The sequence below is a fragment of the Aliiroseovarius sp. B-4 genome, from assembly GCF_056857795.1.
Genome location: NZ_JBSXNV010000041.1, coordinates 570,580 through 587,159, shown reverse-complemented (window position 1 = coordinate 587,159; position 16,580 = coordinate 570,580). Strand labels below are relative to the sequence as shown.

Sequence of the window (16,580 nt, the reverse complement as noted above, 5' to 3'; positions counted from 1 at the left end):
GGAATCACGATCATATGCAAAATGCAGTATTTTAAGGATTCATTAATTTTGACAAGCCCACACCAAACCTTGCGTAAACCGTTATGATAACACCAAAGCCTGTCTCCACGCACGATCCGGTCTCCGAGCTCAAAATGATACGGTGGAAGCAGGCACGCTTCGAAGAAATCACCTTAGTCGTTGAAGACGCTCTGCCCGAACTCCTGAAAAACATTGAGAAGACTGTTGCTTCGATGACAACCATCAGAGCGAGTAAGGCACAGGTGTTTCCAGATGGACTTTGGAAAGAGCTCTTTGAGCCTTGGGCATTGCAAACTGCCAGTCTTGTTGAGGCGCAAATGGAAGAGGAAATCCAAGAGCTCGTCGCATCGGCTTCTGAGAGGGGAAACTTGGAACAGGCTTTGCGTGTTGCGCGACCTGGGCTCGCTGGAGCCGGGGTACTTGCTGCCTCTCTTGCCGCTATACCGACCGTTATCTCGTTCGCGACGGTCAGCACGACCTCTTTCTTCGTCTTTACCACCTCCAGCATTTCTTGGCCGATCATCGCGGTAGGAGGGGTCGGCCTTGCTGTTACTACATTTGCCGGAGGGAGCGGTGTCAAATGGCTTGGCGATAAGAACCGCTTGCACCTCGTGAAACGTCTCCAACAACGCGCTCTGACTGCGGCTCTTGGCTATGGCAGTTCTTTAGGAGAGCGTAGTCTCGTAACTGATCTACAAGCGGCCACACTGCGCAGCCTCGATGCTAATTTGGAGGCCCTCTGATGCCACTCCTTTACGACATTCCCCTTAGCGTCCTTAACCGTGTGTCATCAGGTGAGGCTGAGGTGGTAGGCGCGCTTATCAAAGAGGTGGCGTCGGGCAAGATCCTGGCGCATGTCCAGCCAACTCAAGGTTTTTTCAATGCGCTTTCTCAGGTCGGTGGCACTTTCGCACAGACCGGATTTTCGCCGCTTGGTGCAATTGGGGTTGTGCAAGGTGAACAGATTAAGTCCGGTATTGCGAGGCTGGAGCAGGGCTTAGGGCTGGTTCAAAACCTGCAATTCGTCAATATGGCCCTCACCGGGATCGGGGTCGGCGTGTCGGTTGCCGGTTTTGCGGTCATGAACATGCGCCTGAATGCTATTGAGAACAATCTCGGCACTCTGCGCGAGGAAGTCTGCGAAATCGGTTCGATGATACAGGCAGCCGAAATACGCCGCCTCTTTAGTGAAATTCGCGCAGCACTCAAAGATCTTGATAGTGTCACCACGCGAACAGACCATCTTGCCCTTGCAAGCAGCCTGCAAAGACAGCTGTCGTCCCATGTAAGCTCACTCAACGATCTCTTGATGGAGGCAATCGCGATCCGGAAGGAAACCAGCCTTTCAATGGAGCGGTTGGATCTGATCTGGACCCTTAGCTCGGCAAAGTGGCTTTGCGAGGACGCCGAGTTGCGGGCGCTTTTCGTATCAGAGGATATGGAACACGCGGACGAATACGCGGCCCGCTACATGGATGATAATCTCAGGTGTCTGGATCAGCTGAACCCAGATGCAATGTCCCGCTTGGTTGCCGCTGGCGAAAACGATTGGACCAACGCTGTGGCCAAACGCCGAGAAGCGGCTGGGCTCGCTGACACTATCGCAAATGGTTTTGCAAAGGCGGTTGAGAACCTCAGTCAGCAGCAATCACTGTCTCGTGCGCTCATAGAGGACGGGACCAGCGGTCGCATGTTTATTCAGACTGCCTCCAAAGAAACACAAAGCAAGTTTCTCGTTGTCATGCCTAAATAGTAGCCTGGTCGCCCAGCCCCTTTCCCACAGGCAATTAAGTAGACCAAGTGATGGCCGCCAATTGCATCGACTGATCCTCGGCGGGGCGTAGCATAGACACTGTGCGTCGGCCGAAAAGCGGCTATCCGGAAAGTGATACTTAGACGGCAGCTATGGGCCGGAACCAGACCTCGAACGCACTTCAACGCCGATCCTCTGGTCATTCCCGGGGTCGCGCAAGATGTCGTTGGCAGCCCGTCCCTTCGCCAGCTACCGCCACCGCCGAACGACAGCAGGCAGCAAGAGAACAAGCGCAACCTGCGCGTGGCCCTCGAAACAGGGCAGGTCAATCAAACCGGTGCAGCCTGCAGGGAACGAGTTTTTGGGTTCCGGGCTTATCCGGATGCCCGATGAACCCGAAGGTCATGCTCAGCATGCCCGAAACATCCTGTTCGACCATGCCGACATTTCCCGGCAGGAAAGACCCGAACGGGTCCCAGTCGAAACAGCCATATCGAACCTGTGCGGCCCGCGTGCCCAAGGCCTGGTGCCAGCGGACGACGCCTTCCAGCGAGATCGTCGAATTGACGAAAATCCCCGCCGGCCCCTCGGGTTGGAAATCCGCGAGAACCCGCGCGGCGCTGTCGGCGGAATACCCGGCCGCCAGAACGTGATCGTCGGGGACCGCGATCCCGCGATCGCGATGCGCTGCGAGGAAGCCCTCCAGGCGCGCGGCGGTGTTGTGATCGGCCAGCCGCCCGCCGACAAAGCGCAAGGCGCCGGACCAACCCAGATCCCGGGCACAGCGATCAAGGATCAGCATGGTCAGGTCATATGCTCCCGCGCGGTTGTCGGAGATGACCGAGGGCGCCTTGGTTCCGGGCAGGTCGAGGTTGATCGACTGGACGCCCGCGACCGCACAGAAATCCGAGATCCGGTCGGGGTCGGTGGCACCGGTCGAGATCAGGCATTCTGCCTGGTACGAGATCAGCTCCCGCGCGGCCTCGAATTCCAGATCAGGATCACGCTGGGTGCAGGTGACGACGGGAAACATGCCGCGGGCCCGCGCGATTTCCTCGAATTGCTCGGCGATCTCTCCGAAATAGCGGTTGTCGTATTTCGGGACGATCATGCCGACGATGTTGGACTTCTCCCGGCGTAACAGACTGGCCTGCACGTTCACGGCATAGCCCTGTTCTTCGGCGATACGCATGACACGCTCCGCCAGTTTCCGACTCAGTCGGCGTTTCTCCCATGTGCCATTGAGCACCGCGCTGACCGCACTGGGCGAGGCATCTGCCAGCGTGGCGATATCGTATATCGTTGTTTTCTTCTTGTTATTGTTCATTTCGCCCTCGCTCGCCGGCCCCGACAAGGGCCTCAATCCGATTATTGACAAAACTCAATCGATGTAGCAACCTTTGCGCAATCGATGGAGCAAGCTGTTCAATCGATTGCGCTCAGGGAGAAGCGCAAATCTTGGCTTGGAGGAGAAAACAAATGACCAAGAAAACGACCTTGTTGGCCACGTCCGCGCTCTTGGGGGCGCTGGCCGCGACCACGGCGGCGGCTGAAACCGTCGCCTTCCTGATGCCCGACCAGGCATCGACCCGCTACGAAGAACATGACTGGCCGGGTTTCCAGGCCGCCATGGGCGAGCTGTGCCCCGACTGCACCCTGATCTACCAGAACGGCAATGCCGACGTGGCACTGCAACAGCAGCAGTTCAACTCGGTCATCGCCCAGGGCGCTAGCGTCGTCGTGCTGGACCCAGTCGATTCCGCTGCAGCCGCGGCGCTCGTGGAAATCGCCCATTCGCAGGGCGTCAAGGTGATCGCCTATGACCGTCCGATCCCGGACACCCCGGCGGACTTCTACGTGTCCTTTGACAACGAAGGCATCGGCTACGCCATCGCGCAATCCCTTGTCGAGCATCTTCAGGCCGAGGGTGTGCCGGACGGCGCCGGCGTGCTTCAGATCAACGGCTCGCCCACCGATGCCGCTGCCGGGCTGATCCGCGACGGGATCGACCGGGCGCTGGATGCGTCGCCCTATGTCACGTTGTCCGAGTTCGACACTCCCGACTGGGCCCCGCCGAAGGCGCAGGAATGGGCCGCGGGCCAGATCACCCGGTTCGGCGGCGACATCCGCGGCATCGTGGCTGCGAATGACGGGACCGGTGGCGGTGCCATCGCGGCGCTGAAAGCCGCTGGCGCGGATCCGCTCCCGCCGGTGACCGGCAACGACGCGACCATCGCGGCGCTTCAGCTGATCATTGCTGGCGACCAGTACAACACCATCTCGAAGCCCTCCGAGATCGTGGCCGCCGCTGCGGCCGAAGTCGCGGTGCAACTTCTCAACGGGGAAGAGCCGGAAGCGACGACCTCGCTTTATGACACGCCCTCCCAGCTCTTCGTCCCGGCGGTCGTGACGCAGGAGAACATCAAGGAGCTGATCTTCGATGCGGGTATCCAGTCGGCGGAAGAGGTCTGCACGGCAGAATATTCCGATGCCTGCGCGGCGCTCGGAATCGAGTAAGCTTGACTGAACTCGCGTGGCGCCGCCCCGAAGGCGGCGCCGCGTATGCCTTGGGAGGACGACGTCTTGGTACAGGCCATGAATGCCCGTGAAAAAGGGGAACTGATCCTGCGTCTACGCGGGATCGGAAAGCAATTTGGTGCGGTCACCGCGCTTGAAGACATCGAGCTGGATGTTCACGCGGGCGAAGTGGTCGCGCTGGTGGGCGACAACGGCGCGGGCAAGTCCACATTGGTCAAGGTCCTCGCCGGGGTGCATCAGGCCACCTCTGGAACCATCGAATACCTCGGCAAGGAGGTAACACTGGACACTCCCGGCACCGCCCTGGAACTGGGTATCGCGACGGTTTTCCAGGACTTGGCCCTATGCGAAAACCTTGATGTCGTCGCCAACCTGTTTCTGGGTCACGAACTGTCGCCCTGGCGCCTGGACGAAGTGCAGATGGAGGTTCGTGCCTGGACGCTGCTGAAGGAACTGGCGGAGCGTATCCCGTCGGTGCGCGAACCAATCGCTTCGCTGTCCGGAGGCCAGCGCCAGACCGTGGCAATCGCCCGTTCGCTTCTGCTGGACCCGAAAATCATCATGCTGGATGAACCGACTGCCGCCCTGGGCGTGGCCCAGACCGCCGAAGTCCTGAACCTGATCGAAAGGGTCCGGGACCGGGGCCACGGAGTCATCCTGATTTCACACAACATGGAAGATGTCCGTGCCGTGGCAGACCGGATCGTGGTCCTGCGACTTGGCAGGAACAACGGCGTGTTTATGGCGGACTCCTCGCACGAAGATCTTGTCGCCGCTATCACGGGCGCGTCTGAAAACTCGGTCTCTCGTCGTGCCGCGCGCAAACTGGAAGCAACGGGGGAAGAGACATGACCAACGACACGCAAACCAGCCAGACCGCCCCCCAGCTTGACCGCGCCGATAGCCGGGTCCGCCATGACGAAGGCCTGTCCGGTGCGCTGCGCGCCTTCGTGGATCAGGTCCGGTCTGGGGATCTGGGCATGTTGCCGGTCTTTGTCGGGTTGTTACTGATCTCGGTTGTCTTCACCGCCCTGAACCCGGTGTTCCTGGCCCCGAACAACCTTGTGAACCTTCTGTTCGACGCCGCTGCGGTCGGGCTGATCTCGCTTGGCGTTGTCTGCGTGTTGTTGCTGGGCGAGATCGACCTGTCCATCGGCTCCATGAGCGGCCTGGCCTCGGCCATGACCGGCGTTCTGTGGGTCAATGCGGGAGTGTCGCTGCCGTTGACAATCGTGGCCGTGCTGGTCACGGGCATTGCGGTCGGCGCGATCTACGGGTTTCTGCGCAACCGCTTCGAGATGCCAAGTTTCGTGGCGACCCTTGCGGGCCTGCTGGCGCTTCTGGGGCTGCAACTCTATATTCTTGGCCCGACCGGCTCGATCAACCTGCCCTTCACCTCGCCCATCGTGCGGTTCGGCCAGATCCTGATCATGCCGGCCTGGCTGTCCTACCTGCTGGCGATCCTGCCCGGTGTCCTGATCGTCTGGAACGGCATCCGGACCGGCCAGAAACGGCGGGCGGCCAATTTGTCTGCCAGCGGCCTGAGCGTGACGCTGGCAAAGGCGCTGGTCCTGACGGCGGCCCTGGTTTTTGCGGTGTTCTACCTTGAGAAGGGGCGCGGCGTCCCCTGGATGTTCGGAGCCTTTACCCTGCTGGTCGTCCTGCTCGATTACGCCCTGACGCGCACGAAATGGGGCCGCTCCATGTTTGCCGTGGGCGGCAATGCCGAAGCCGCGCGCCGGTCGGGGATCAACGTGCGTCGCATTCGCCTGAGCGCCTTCATGATCTGCTCAAGCCTCGCAGCTCTCGGGGGCGTCTTCGCAGCGGCACGGCTGGCTTCGGCCAGTCAGCAGGCCGGCACCGGTGACGTGAACCTCAACGCCATCGCTGCCGCGGTCATCGGGGGCACGTCGCTCTTCGGCGGGCGCGGTTCGGCCTGGTCGGCCCTGCTCGGCGTGATCGTGATCATGGCGATTTCAAACGGTCTGACCCTTCTCAATCTCAGCTCCTCGCTGCGTTACATGATCACCGGTGCCGTGTTGGCCATTGCCGTGATCGTCGACTCGCTTGCGCGGCGGTCCCGCGCCAGCCATGGCCGCGCTTGAACCGGGAAAGGAACGCCAGATGACCGACGCACTTAAGGGCAAGACCGCCGCCATCACTGGCGCGGCATCGGGGATCGGGCTGGAATGCGCCCGCATCCTGATTGAGGAAGGCGCGCAGGTTGTCTTGATCGACCGGGCCGAGGATCGACTGAACGCGCTTTGCGCAGAGCTGGGCGAGGCTGCGCATCCGCTGGTGGTCGACCTGCTTGACGGTCCGCAGGTGTCGAGGATGTTGCCCCGGATCGAGGCACTGGTCGGGCCGCTGGACATCTTACACGCCAATGCCGGCGCCTATGTGGGCGGTCCGGCAGCCGAGGGAAACCCGGACCAGTGGGACACGGTGCTGAACCTGAACGTCAACGCTGCGTTCCGCTGCGTGCAGGCGGTGCTGCCCGCGATGATTGAACGGCGCACAGGCGACGTGATTTTTACCAGCTCGGTCGCCGGGGTCGTGCCGGTCGTCTGGGAACCCGTCTACACCGCGTCGAAATTCGCGGTACAGGCCTTCCTGCATGCCACGCGGCGGCAGGTGTCCGAATACGGCATCCGCATGGGTGCCGTCCTCCCGGGGCCAGTCGTCACGGCATTGCTTGACGACTGGCCGACCGAGAAGATGGAGGAAGCCCTTGCCAACGGGTCGCTGATGCAGCCGCGCGAAGTGGCCGAAGCGGTTCTGTTCATGCTGACCCGTCCCCGCGGCGTGGTGATCCGTGACATGGTGATCCTGCCCAACAGTGTCGACCTTTAGGCGGGTGGGGCAATGACAGCAACGCAAACAGACCCGCGCCTGTTGATCGGTGTCGATGTCGGGACGGGCAGCGCTCGCGCCGGCGTCTTCACCACTGACGGGCGGATGATCGGCACGGCGAAACACCCCATCGCCCTGCATCGCGAAGGCGGCGTCATCGCCGAGCAATCCAGCGAGGATATCTGGCAGGCGGTCGCGGCGTCGGTGCTTGGGGCGATGGCGGCAGCAGCGGCCGACCCGGCACAGGTTGGGGGGATCGGGTTCGATGCGACCTGTTCCCTGGTGGTCCTTGGGCAGGGCGGTGCACCGCTTCCGGTTGGCGACCCGGCTCATCCCGAACGCAATATCGTCGTCTGGATGGACCACCGCGCGGTTGGTCAGGCAGAGCGCATCAACGCAGCGGGTCACCGGGTGCTTGACTATGTCGGCGGGCGCATCTCGCCCGAGATGGAGACGCCCAAGCTTCTTTGGCTGAAAGAGAACCGGCCCGATGTCTTTGCGCAGGCCTGGCAGTTCATGGACCTGACCGATTTCCTGACCTGGCGGGCCAGCGGCGACCTGTCCCGATCGATCTGCACGGTCACCTGCAAATGGACCTACATGGCCCATGAAGGCGCATGGGATGCCGGGTATTTCCGGCAGATCGGGCTGTCGGAACTGGCTGATGAGGGGTTTGTTCGCATCGGGACTTCCATCGTCCCGGCGGGATCCGCTCTCGGCACGGGCCTGACTGGGGCCGCGGCGCGCGATCTGGGCTTGCCCGCCGGAACACCCGTCGGCGCGGGATTGATCGATGCCCATGCGGGCGGCGTCGGCAGCGTCGGCGCACAGAGTGGCGGCGGGGCCGCGGCGAACATGGCTTACGTGTTCGGCACCTCCTCTTGCACCATGACGACGACGGCAGAGCCTGTCTTTGTTCCCGGGGTCTGGGGGCCCTATCACTCGGCGATGGTGCCGGGGCTCTGGCTGAACGAGGGCGGCCAATCCGCCGCCGGGGCCGCGATCGAGGCGCTTTTGGCTTACCATCCGCGTGCTGCGCAGATCCGGGCCAAGGCCGAAGCTGCGGGCAGCAGCCTGCCCGACCGGCTGGCCGAGGAGGTCGCGCGACGCGTGGCCGACGGGGCCGAGATCGAGAGCCTTGCGCGCGGCATTCACGTCGTGCCCGAATTCCTGGGCAACCGCGCCCCATTTGCCGACCCGCATGCCAGGGCGATCATCGCCGGGCTGGGGATGGAGCAAGACCTCGACAGCCTTGTCGCACTTTACGTCGCCGGGCTATGCGGCATCGGCTACGGCTTGCGCCAGATAATCGAGGCCCAAACCCGCGCCGGGGCCCCGACCGAGCGGATCGTGATCAGCGGTGGGGCCGGGCGCAGCGATCTTGTCCGACAATTGCTGGCGGATGCGACGGGGGTCGAGGTCGCCGCGCCCGAGGCCGAGGAACCGGTGCTTCTGGGGGCAGCGATTCTGGGCAGCGTGGCTGGGGGCGTGACGCGGGATATTCCCGATGCCATGGCCGCGATGTCCAGGTTTTCAACCCGCTACGAGCCCAGAGGCGGTGCCGTGCGCCGATGGCACGAAGCCCGCTTCGGGGTCTTTGAAGACCTCCAGGGCGCGGTCCGGTCATCTGCCTAGACTTGACCATTGCTACACTTGATGTGGAGTACGCAGACAACGCTCTGCATCGGTGAGCTTCGACATGGCACTACGCTGCCGGGACAAAACGCGACGATGGACCGGTGCGGATAAGGCACCACGCTACCGGATGCCCATTGTCGTCCAGGCAAGCCGAGCCTTGACTTGGTCGTGGTCGACTGGTGCCTTGTCCCGCGATGTCTGAGTTCCAGCGTCCTCAGATTCCGCACAGGCAGCGAACGGCAGCTATGCGGGTAGCGGCTGCAGCATTTCGATGAGTTGTACAAAGTCCGGAATGGGCCGTTTGTGAAGCTGCATACCCAACTTCTGCCCCAGATGCTGCACCGCTTCTTACGGCAGCAGTGAGCCCACAGCCGACATGCCGATTTCTCGCTGCGTGCGCTCGCAGCGGAGAGTATTCTGCAATTGCACAGAATTCCATGACGCAGCGCGGCGGTGGTTCCGGTCATTCGTGCATAGTGTGAAAATTCTGGAGGGGTGAATCTACAGGACTCGCAACTTAGCTGACCTCAGAAATGTGCACCCATGCCCGGATTCAAGGCGCGCTTTGCGCGCCGCCGGTCAGCGCCCGACCGCCCCGATGGCAGGGCGCTTCTGCAACGTATCCGCATTGAACAACCACCCGATGTGGCGGAAAGATTGGAGAGCAAACCATGCCAAGCGTCCAACTTCCCGCTCTCGCCACGAAACGAAGAGCCTGGAACAAGGGGCGGATCATCGGCCAGAAACGGCCTCTGTTACCAAAACAGGTCTGGGCGATCCGCGCGCGGCTCGAACTGGCACGCAACCTGCGCGATCTTGCTCTGTTCAACGTGGCGATTGATAGTAAGATTCACGAATGCGATCTGGTGAAACTGGCCGTCAATGACCTGGTGAGGGACTATTGCATTCGCAAAAGGGTCTCCGTGTTTCGGAGTGAAACACAGCGGCCCGTTCAGTTCGAACTCTCTGAAAACACGCGGGATACCATTGCCGCGTGGATCATGTCGCCTGAAATGCTCGGCTGCCGTATCATGTTTCCCAGCCGGTTTCATGACCGCCCACATATCTCAATGCGCCAAAATGGCCGGCTTGTACGGGATTGGGTGGCCGCTATCGGCCTGAAACCCAGCGGATACGGCACACATTCGCAACGCCGGACCAAGGCGGCGGAGATCTGCCGCAAGACCGGAGATCTCAGAGCTGTTCAACTGCTGCTCGGACACACTAGTTTTGACAGCCCTGTCAGATACCTTGCCGTCGAACATGAAGATGCGCTGAGCATCGCCGGGCAAACCGACATTTGAACCACGATGGCGGGCGGCGCTTGCCGTTCGCCAACCGGACCGGGCCTGAGTTCGCGCCGCAGCGGTAGTTCTGATCGACCCCAAAGCACCGAATGCTGCACTGTTAACACGATTTGACGATCGCCTGTACCGGTCATTGGGCATTGTCGAGACTTTGGAATGGAGGGAACAGACCGGCCGTTCCTTGCGCCTCGCAAGAACGGTGGTTTCGCGCCAGGCACGGATTTTAAAATGGGCGACATGATCTGCTTGTTTGCGAAAGCCAGAATAACAAAATCAAAATGACAGAACTATAAAATGGTTGACTATATGAAATATATCTTTCATTCCTTATGCTACTTATCCACTTGATTCCGAAAGGCCCGCCTTTGTCACTTCCAATAAAGACCCGCCTGTCCAATGCCCTGAAGGAGGGGACGAAAGCGGATAAGGCGATTGCCAGCTACATGAGCGGCGCCTTGGCGGATTTGCCATTCGAAACAGCCGCAAGCATCGCGAAAAAGGTCGGGGTCAGCGAGGCGACAGTCGGGCGGTTCTGCCGCTCCATCGGGTATACAAGCTTCAAGAACCTCAAGGATCACCTGAAGGGTGATATCGCGGACTATCCCTGGCTCATGAGCGACCGGCTGAAGGAATTACAGAAAAGCGCCGCGGCGGGTGACGCGCATCTGACACGTGGGATGGAGTTGGAAATCGCGGCAGTGGTGAGCGTCTATGAATGCGCCCGCATGCCCGAATGGCCTCGGGTGGTCAAACGGCTTGCCAGCGCGAATAACATCCATGTGGCAGGCTTTCAGACAGAACGAGGTATTGCCCAGTACTTCGCGAACCAGATGCAATATGTGCGCGACGGGGTGTCACTGGTCGACCTGGCGGGCGGTAATTTTGCCGAGGTTCTGGCCTCTGGCAAGGACTCTTGCCTCTTGATTTTCGAAGCGCGCCGGTATTCCCGGCTCGCCAAGGTTCTGGCCCAGGAAGCGCAGGCAACCGGTATTCCCGTGACCCTTGTCACCGATCCATTCTGCGATTGGGGCCATGACGTCGCGGACGAAGTTTTCGCTGTGCCGACCCAGTTCAACCAGTTCTGGGATTCCACGGCGCAGATGGCGAGCCTCTGCAATCTGCTGATCAACAGCGTGTTCATGGAGCTTGGAAGTGACGTCGAAGATCGACTGAGCAGATTCGCCGAGCTTTATGGGCGCTTTACCGGCCATGTGGGCGACCCTGTCGCGCAAGTGGCGAAATAACTACAATCAAGAACCAAGAGGAGGAAACTAGATGAAACTCAAGAACAAACTGGCCGCGGTGCTGGCGACGACCGCCATTGCCGCCTCGATGGCGACTTCGGCGTGGGCGCAGTCGCTGCGGCTCGGGACAGAGGGCGCCTACCCCCCGTTCAACTATATCGAAGCGGACGGAAAAATCGCCGGTTTCGACGTGGAAATCGGGCTTGAGCTGTGCAAGCGTATGGAAGTGGAATGCGAGGTTGTCGCGCAGGACTGGGACGGGATCATTCCCGGCCTTCTGGCGAACAAATACGACTTCATCATCGCGTCGATGTTCATCACCGAAGAGCGCCAGAAACAGGTGGACTTCACCGATCCCTATTACCTCGCGGCCATGACCCACGTTGTGCCCGTCGGGTCGGACATCACCGAATTCAGCAACGAGGCGCTGAGCGGCAAGGTCATCGGTGCCCAATCCGGCACCACTCAGGCCGATTTCATTGAAGCCACCTATCCAGACGCCGACATTCGCCTTTACCCGACCCAGGACGAGGTGAACCTCGACATGGCCAGTGGCCGGATCGACATGCAGGTGGGCGACATGCTTCCGATGCTCGATTGGACGACCAAGTCCGATGATGGTGCTTGTTGTGAACTTGCGGGTGACCCGATCACCGACCCGGCATTTGTCGGCGACGGCGTCGGCATCGCGGTGCGTCAGGAAGACGACGAACTGCGCGAAAAACTGAACGCTGCACTGATGGAAATCCGCGCGGATGGCACCTATCAGGCCATCAACGACAAGTATTTCGATATCGACGTCTACACGATGCGATGACGCGATACGTTCCCCCGACCGAAAGACTGACCCATGTTTGAACTCTTCTCATATGGCGATACCGGCTGGGGGGACGAAATCCTGCGGGGGTTGGCGATCACGGTGCAACTCGCGATCGTCACGCTTCCCGTGGGCCTGTTACTTGGATTTCTGGCGGCGTTCGCGTCGATGTCTCGCCTTGGCCTCCTGCGGTTCCTGGGTTTCGGCTACACCACCATCATGCGCGGCCTGCCCGAGATCCTGACGCTCTTCGTTGTCTACAACGGCGTGGGGTTGCTTTTGAACATGGCGCTGCGCTGGTGGAACCCCGAACGCGGGGCGACGGATTTCAGCCCCTTCGCCGCCGGTGTCATTGCGCTTGGCATGGTGTTCGGCGCATTCGCGGGCGAAGTGCTGCGCGGCGCGTTCCAGTCGCTCGACAAGGGCCAGACCGAGGCCGGGCGCGCCATCGGCATGACCCAGGGCCAGATTTTCCGCCGTATCCAGTTGCCGCAGCTTTGGCGGTTCGCGCTGCCGGGGTTGGGCAACCTCTGGATCAACATGCTGAAGGACACTGCTCTTGTTTCAGTTATCGCGCTTGATGACCTGATGCGCATGACCAAGGTCGCCGTCGGCGTCACCAAGCAACCTTTCACGTTCTATCTGCTGGCCTGCCTGATCTACTGGGTCATGTGCGTCTTGTCCGAGCTGGTGCTGTATTGGATGGAACGTCGCGCCAATCGCGGCATCCGGAGGGCCGTGTGATGAACCCGATCGAGATCATCGCCCAATACTGGCCCCGGTTGCTCGACGGCACGCTGATGACGATCAAGCTGACCTTCCTCGGCGCGCTTATTGCCGCGCTCGTATCACCAGGCTTCGCACTGATCCGCACCCATGCCGCGCCACTGGCTCAGGCCCCACTCAGGCTTTACATCTCGTTCATGCGCGGCACGCCGATCCTCGCGCAGCTGTTTCTGATATTCTACGGCTCGGGCCAGTTTCGACCCATCTTGCAGGACTGGGGGCTGTGGACCTTCTTCCGCGACCCGTTCAACTGTGCGCTGCTGGCTTTTGCGCTCAACTCCACCGCCTATCAGACCGAGATCCTGCGCGGCGGCATCATGGGTGTGCCACAAGGTGAAATCGAGGCCGCCAAAGCCATCGGCATGACTCGTTTCAAGACGCTCCGCCGCGTTGTCTTCCCGCACGCCTATCGTATCGCGTGGCCTGCGCTCGGCAACGAGGTGATCCTGTTGATGAAAGCCAGCGCGCTGGCAAGCGTCGTCACCGTTTTCGACATCATGGGCCGAACACGCCAGATCTTTTCGCGCACCTTCGATTTCTCGATCTACCTGTGGGCTGCCCTGATCTATCTCTGCATTACCGCGATCTTCGTCCTGATCTGGCGGCAGGCCGAACGCCGCCTTAGCCGGCACATCGAAGCCCATCACAAACCGCGCGTCGCTGCACAGCCCGCAAAGGAACCCCAGGCATGAGCCAGACGGAAATCATCTTGAAGGCCGAAGGCATCCACAAGTCGTTCGGCAGTGTCGAAGTCCTGAAGGGCATCTCGCTTGAAGCGCGGAAACACGACGTGATCTCGATCCTGGGCTCGTCGGGGTCCGGCAAGTCGACCTTCCTGCGCTGTCTCAACTTCCTTGAAACACCGACATCGGGCAAGGTGACCGTCCATGGCAACGAAATCCTGGTGCGGAATGGCAAGCCCCAGAACGTGCGCCATATCGAGGAAATCCGCGCCCGGCTTGGCATGGTCTTCCAGCAGTTCAACCTCTGGACCCACCGCACCGTGCTGGAAAACGTGATGGAGGGCCCTGTCCAGGTCAAACGTCAACCGAAGGCAGAAGCCCGCGACAAGGCCGAGGCGCTTTTGAAGCGTGTCGGGCTGGAAGAGCGCATGGGCATGTATCCATCGCAGCTTTCCGGCGGCCAGCAGCAGCGTGTGGCCATCGCCCGGGCACTGGCGATGGAGCCCGACGCAATCCTGTTTGACGAGCCAACATCGGCGCTTGACCCGGAACTGGTGGGCGAGGTTCTGAAGGTGATGCAGGATCTTGCCGCCGAAGGTCGGACGATGATCGTCGTGACGCACGAGATGGGTTTTGCCCGCGAGGTCTCCTCCGAAGTCGTCTTCCTGCACGAAGGCCGCATCGCCGAACAGGGCCCGCCCGAAGAGATGTTCACCAACCCCAGGACCGAGGTGTTCGAGCGGTTCATCGCCAAGGTCATGTGATCCACCAAAATCTAGGAAGTTGTCGAAATGCTGGAAAAACCCGAAACGCCGCCCGCCGGGGCGATGCACCAAGGCATCCTGATCGAATCCGCCGAGCTTCGCATCGTCAGCCTGCCACTTCTGACGCCCTTCGTGATCTCGACTGGCACGATGACGGCCAAGACCTTTCCGCTTTTGGTGCTGAAGGGCGAAGGGCTGGAGGGCATCGGCGAAGCGGTGATGGACCCGGCCCCGGACTATCTTGAGGAAACCATCCCCGGCGCGATGGCCTTCCTGCGCGACGTGCTGCTGCCGCAGATCGTCGGCAAACGCTTTGCCTCGCCTTATGAGCTTCAGCCGATCCTCGCCCCGTGGCGCGGCAACCGAATGGCCAAGGCGGTGGTCGAGATGGCATTCTGGGATCTCTGGGCCAAAAGCCTGAACATCCCGCTGAAGGCCGCGCTTGGCGGCGTCGGCGACAGCGTCGATGTGGGCGTCAGCCTTGGCATCGCGCCGGTCGAGAAGACGCTGGAACGCGTCGATGAGGCGGTCGCGAATGGCTACAAGCGCACCAAGCTCAAGATCGCGCAGGGCCATGACGTCAAGATCGTCGAAGCGGTGCGGGCGCGCCACCCCGACATCAAGCTGACCGTGGACGCCAATACCGACTACGGGATGGCCGACTTGCCGGTGTTGCAGGCGCTCGACGACTTCCGCCTCGACTATATCGAGCAGCCGCTGGCCTATGACGACATCCACGACCACGCGAAGGTGCAGGCGGCGCTGAAGACCGCGATCTGCCTTGACGAGAGCATCCGCAGCGCCAAGGACGCCCGCATCGCGCTCGAACTCGGTGCGGCGCGGGTCATCAACATCAAGGTCGGACGCGTGGGCGGGTTTGCCTCGGCCCGTGCCATCCATGACACCTGTGCCGCCTTTGATGCGCCGGTCTGGTGCGGCGGGATGCTGGAAAGCGGCATCGGGCGGGCGCACAACATCCATCTGGCGACGCTCGCGAACTTCACCAAACCCGGCGACACCTCCAGCGCCAGCCGCTACTTCAAGCGCGACATCATCAATGAACCGCTCGAAGCCACGAACGGCGAAATGCCCGTGCCCACGAACGGCCCCGGCATCGGCGTCACGCTCGACCAAGGGTTTCTGAAAACCGTCTCCGATCATGTCGAGGAGATCGGCGCATGAAGGTGGAACAGTCAGGCATCACAATACGCGAGCTGAACTCGGTCACAGAACTCAAACGGTCCGAGCGCTTTCAGAAAGAGGTTTGGGGCGAGGATGACCCGTCCGACAATTCAGACATCATGCTGGCGATCCAGCATGAAGGGGGGCTTGTTGCAGGCGCATTCAAAGACGGGCGCATGCTGGGTTTTCTGTTTGGCTTCCCAACAAGCCAACCCGACGCACAACACTCGCACAGGCTGGCCGTGCATCCCGACAGCCGAGGCATGGGGTTGGGGGCAAAGCTGAAATGGTATCAGCGCGACTGGTGCCTTCAGCGCGGCATAAACGTGGTGCGCTGGACCTATGATCCACTGCGCCGCATCAACGCAAGCCTCAACATAGCAAGGCTTGGCGCGACCGCGGGAATCTACCACGAAGATTATTATGGCGAGATGGAGGGCATCAATGCCGGTGTCCCCTCCGACCGCCTCGTTGCTGAATGGCATCTGAACGCACCTGAAGTCGTGCAGCGGCTTGACCCTTCGGTGGCGCAGCCTCATGTGCCCGAAGGCAGTCTGAAGATCACAATCCCCGCTGATTTCGCAGGCTTGCTGTCACATGACATGGACAAAGCCATATCCGAACGCCTGCGCGTGCGCGAAGAGTTGACCACAGCTTTTAAGGCGGGATATCGGATTGTCGGGTTTGACGTGGACACTTGCGCATATCTTCTGATCCAACAGTGATGCGATTGATCAGCATTTTCAGATTTCTGAACGACCGCCACGCTCAGCGCAACACTCCCTTGCCTTGATCAGAGACCGGATCAGGCTCAAGGACGAAGCCGCTCGCGCGGCAATGGCGCTTGTGGCTGATGTTTCGCATTGTTCCTGAATTACCGGAATGGGGAAATCTGCGATGCTGCCGAACTCTCGGTGCTGCAGATGCGAACTTCGATTTGGACTTTCTGCACGTGCATTCGCTGCTAACGAGCAGGTCCGCAATGTCCGCGTTA

Annotated in this window: 16 protein-coding genes; 15 read left to right on the top strand and 1 reads right to left on the bottom strand. The window is 60.9% G+C overall.

What is annotated here, in order from left to right:
• Nucleotides 1-83 precede the first annotated feature (83 nt).
• A complete protein-coding gene (locus AC13C8_RS18265; RefSeq protein WP_482848620.1) occupies nucleotides 84-764 on the top strand; it encodes a hypothetical protein in 681 nt (226 codons plus the stop codon).
• Entirely contained in the window at nucleotides 764-1,774 is a 1,011-nt protein-coding gene (locus AC13C8_RS18260; RefSeq protein ID WP_482848619.1) for a hypothetical protein, read from the top strand. Before AC13C8_RS18265 ends, AC13C8_RS18260 begins: the two co-directional genes overlap by 1 nt.
• A gap of 325 nt (nucleotides 1,775-2,099) precedes the next feature.
• Here AC13C8_RS18260 and AC13C8_RS18255 read toward each other — a convergent pair whose 3' ends face one another.
• On the bottom strand, nucleotides 2,100-3,101 hold the full coding sequence (locus AC13C8_RS18255) for a LacI family DNA-binding transcriptional regulator (protein ID WP_482848618.1): 1,002 nt from the start codon (nucleotides 3,099-3,101) through the stop codon (nucleotides 2,100-2,102).
• Between the two features lie 152 nt (nucleotides 3,102-3,253).
• On the opposite strand from AC13C8_RS18255, the gene AC13C8_RS18250 reads away from it, so the two are divergent.
• The 13 genes from AC13C8_RS18250 (at nucleotide 3,254) to AC13C8_RS18190 (ending at nucleotide 16,311) form a co-directional block, all read left to right on the top strand.
• The gene (locus AC13C8_RS18250; protein ID WP_482848617.1) at nucleotides 3,254-4,291 is read left to right on the top strand and encodes a substrate-binding domain-containing protein; all 1,038 of its coding nucleotides are present in this window, start codon (nucleotides 3,254-3,256) and stop codon (nucleotides 4,289-4,291) included.
• A gap of 78 nt (nucleotides 4,292-4,369) precedes the next feature.
• On the top strand, nucleotides 4,370-5,164 hold the full coding sequence (locus AC13C8_RS18245) for an ATP-binding cassette domain-containing protein (RefSeq protein WP_482848647.1): 795 nt from the start codon (nucleotides 4,370-4,372) through the stop codon (nucleotides 5,162-5,164).
• A complete protein-coding gene (locus tag AC13C8_RS18240; protein ID WP_482848616.1) occupies nucleotides 5,161-6,417 on the top strand; it encodes a sugar ABC transporter permease in 1,257 nt (418 codons plus the stop codon). The genes AC13C8_RS18245 and AC13C8_RS18240 overlap by 4 nt, the downstream gene beginning before the upstream one ends.
• 19 nt (nucleotides 6,418-6,436) lie before the next feature.
• Entirely contained in the window at nucleotides 6,437-7,165 is a 729-nt protein-coding gene (locus tag AC13C8_RS18235) for an SDR family oxidoreductase (RefSeq protein ID WP_482848615.1), read from the top strand.
• A 12-nt stretch (nucleotides 7,166-7,177) separates the two neighbouring features.
• Nucleotides 7,178-8,800, top strand: coding sequence for an FGGY-family carbohydrate kinase (locus AC13C8_RS18230; RefSeq protein WP_482848614.1), 1,623 nt, complete (start codon nucleotides 7,178-7,180; stop codon nucleotides 8,798-8,800).
• Between the two features lie 674 nt (nucleotides 8,801-9,474).
• Complete coding sequence (locus AC13C8_RS18225) at nucleotides 9,475-10,107, top strand: tyrosine-type recombinase/integrase (RefSeq protein WP_067547908.1); 633 nt, start codon at nucleotides 9,475-9,477, stop codon at nucleotides 10,105-10,107.
• Nucleotides 10,108-10,475: 368 nt separating this feature from the next.
• Nucleotides 10,476-11,354 carry a MurR/RpiR family transcriptional regulator gene (locus tag AC13C8_RS18220; RefSeq protein WP_067547905.1) on the top strand — a complete coding sequence of 293 codons (879 nt, stop codon included), beginning with the start codon at nucleotides 10,476-10,478 and terminating at the stop codon, nucleotides 11,352-11,354.
• A gap of 31 nt (nucleotides 11,355-11,385) precedes the next feature.
• Nucleotides 11,386-12,171 (top strand): ABC transporter substrate-binding protein, encoded by a 786-nt coding sequence (locus AC13C8_RS18215; protein WP_482848613.1) that lies wholly within the window; start codon nucleotides 11,386-11,388, stop codon nucleotides 12,169-12,171.
• 33 nt (nucleotides 12,172-12,204) lie between these two features.
• Nucleotides 12,205-12,915, top strand: coding sequence for an ABC transporter permease (locus AC13C8_RS18210; protein WP_482848612.1), 711 nt, complete (start codon nucleotides 12,205-12,207; stop codon nucleotides 12,913-12,915).
• Nucleotides 12,915-13,649 (top strand): ABC transporter permease, encoded by a 735-nt coding sequence (locus AC13C8_RS18205; protein ID WP_072704673.1) that lies wholly within the window; start codon nucleotides 12,915-12,917, stop codon nucleotides 13,647-13,649. Before AC13C8_RS18210 ends, AC13C8_RS18205 begins: the two co-directional genes overlap by 1 nt.
• Nucleotides 13,646-14,404: an ABC transporter ATP-binding protein gene (locus AC13C8_RS18200; RefSeq protein WP_067547897.1), complete on the top strand. Its 759-nt coding sequence runs from the start codon at nucleotides 13,646-13,648 to the stop codon at nucleotides 14,402-14,404. Before AC13C8_RS18205 ends, AC13C8_RS18200 begins: the two co-directional genes overlap by 4 nt.
• 27 nt (nucleotides 14,405-14,431) lie before the next feature.
• On the top strand, nucleotides 14,432-15,586 hold the full coding sequence (menC, locus tag AC13C8_RS18195; protein WP_231014192.1) for an o-succinylbenzoate synthase: 1,155 nt from the start codon (nucleotides 14,432-14,434) through the stop codon (nucleotides 15,584-15,586).
• A complete protein-coding gene (locus AC13C8_RS18190; RefSeq protein WP_067547894.1) occupies nucleotides 15,583-16,311 on the top strand; it encodes a GNAT family N-acetyltransferase in 729 nt (242 codons plus the stop codon). Before menC ends, AC13C8_RS18190 begins: the two co-directional genes overlap by 4 nt.
• Nucleotides 16,312-16,580 lie beyond the last annotated feature (269 nt).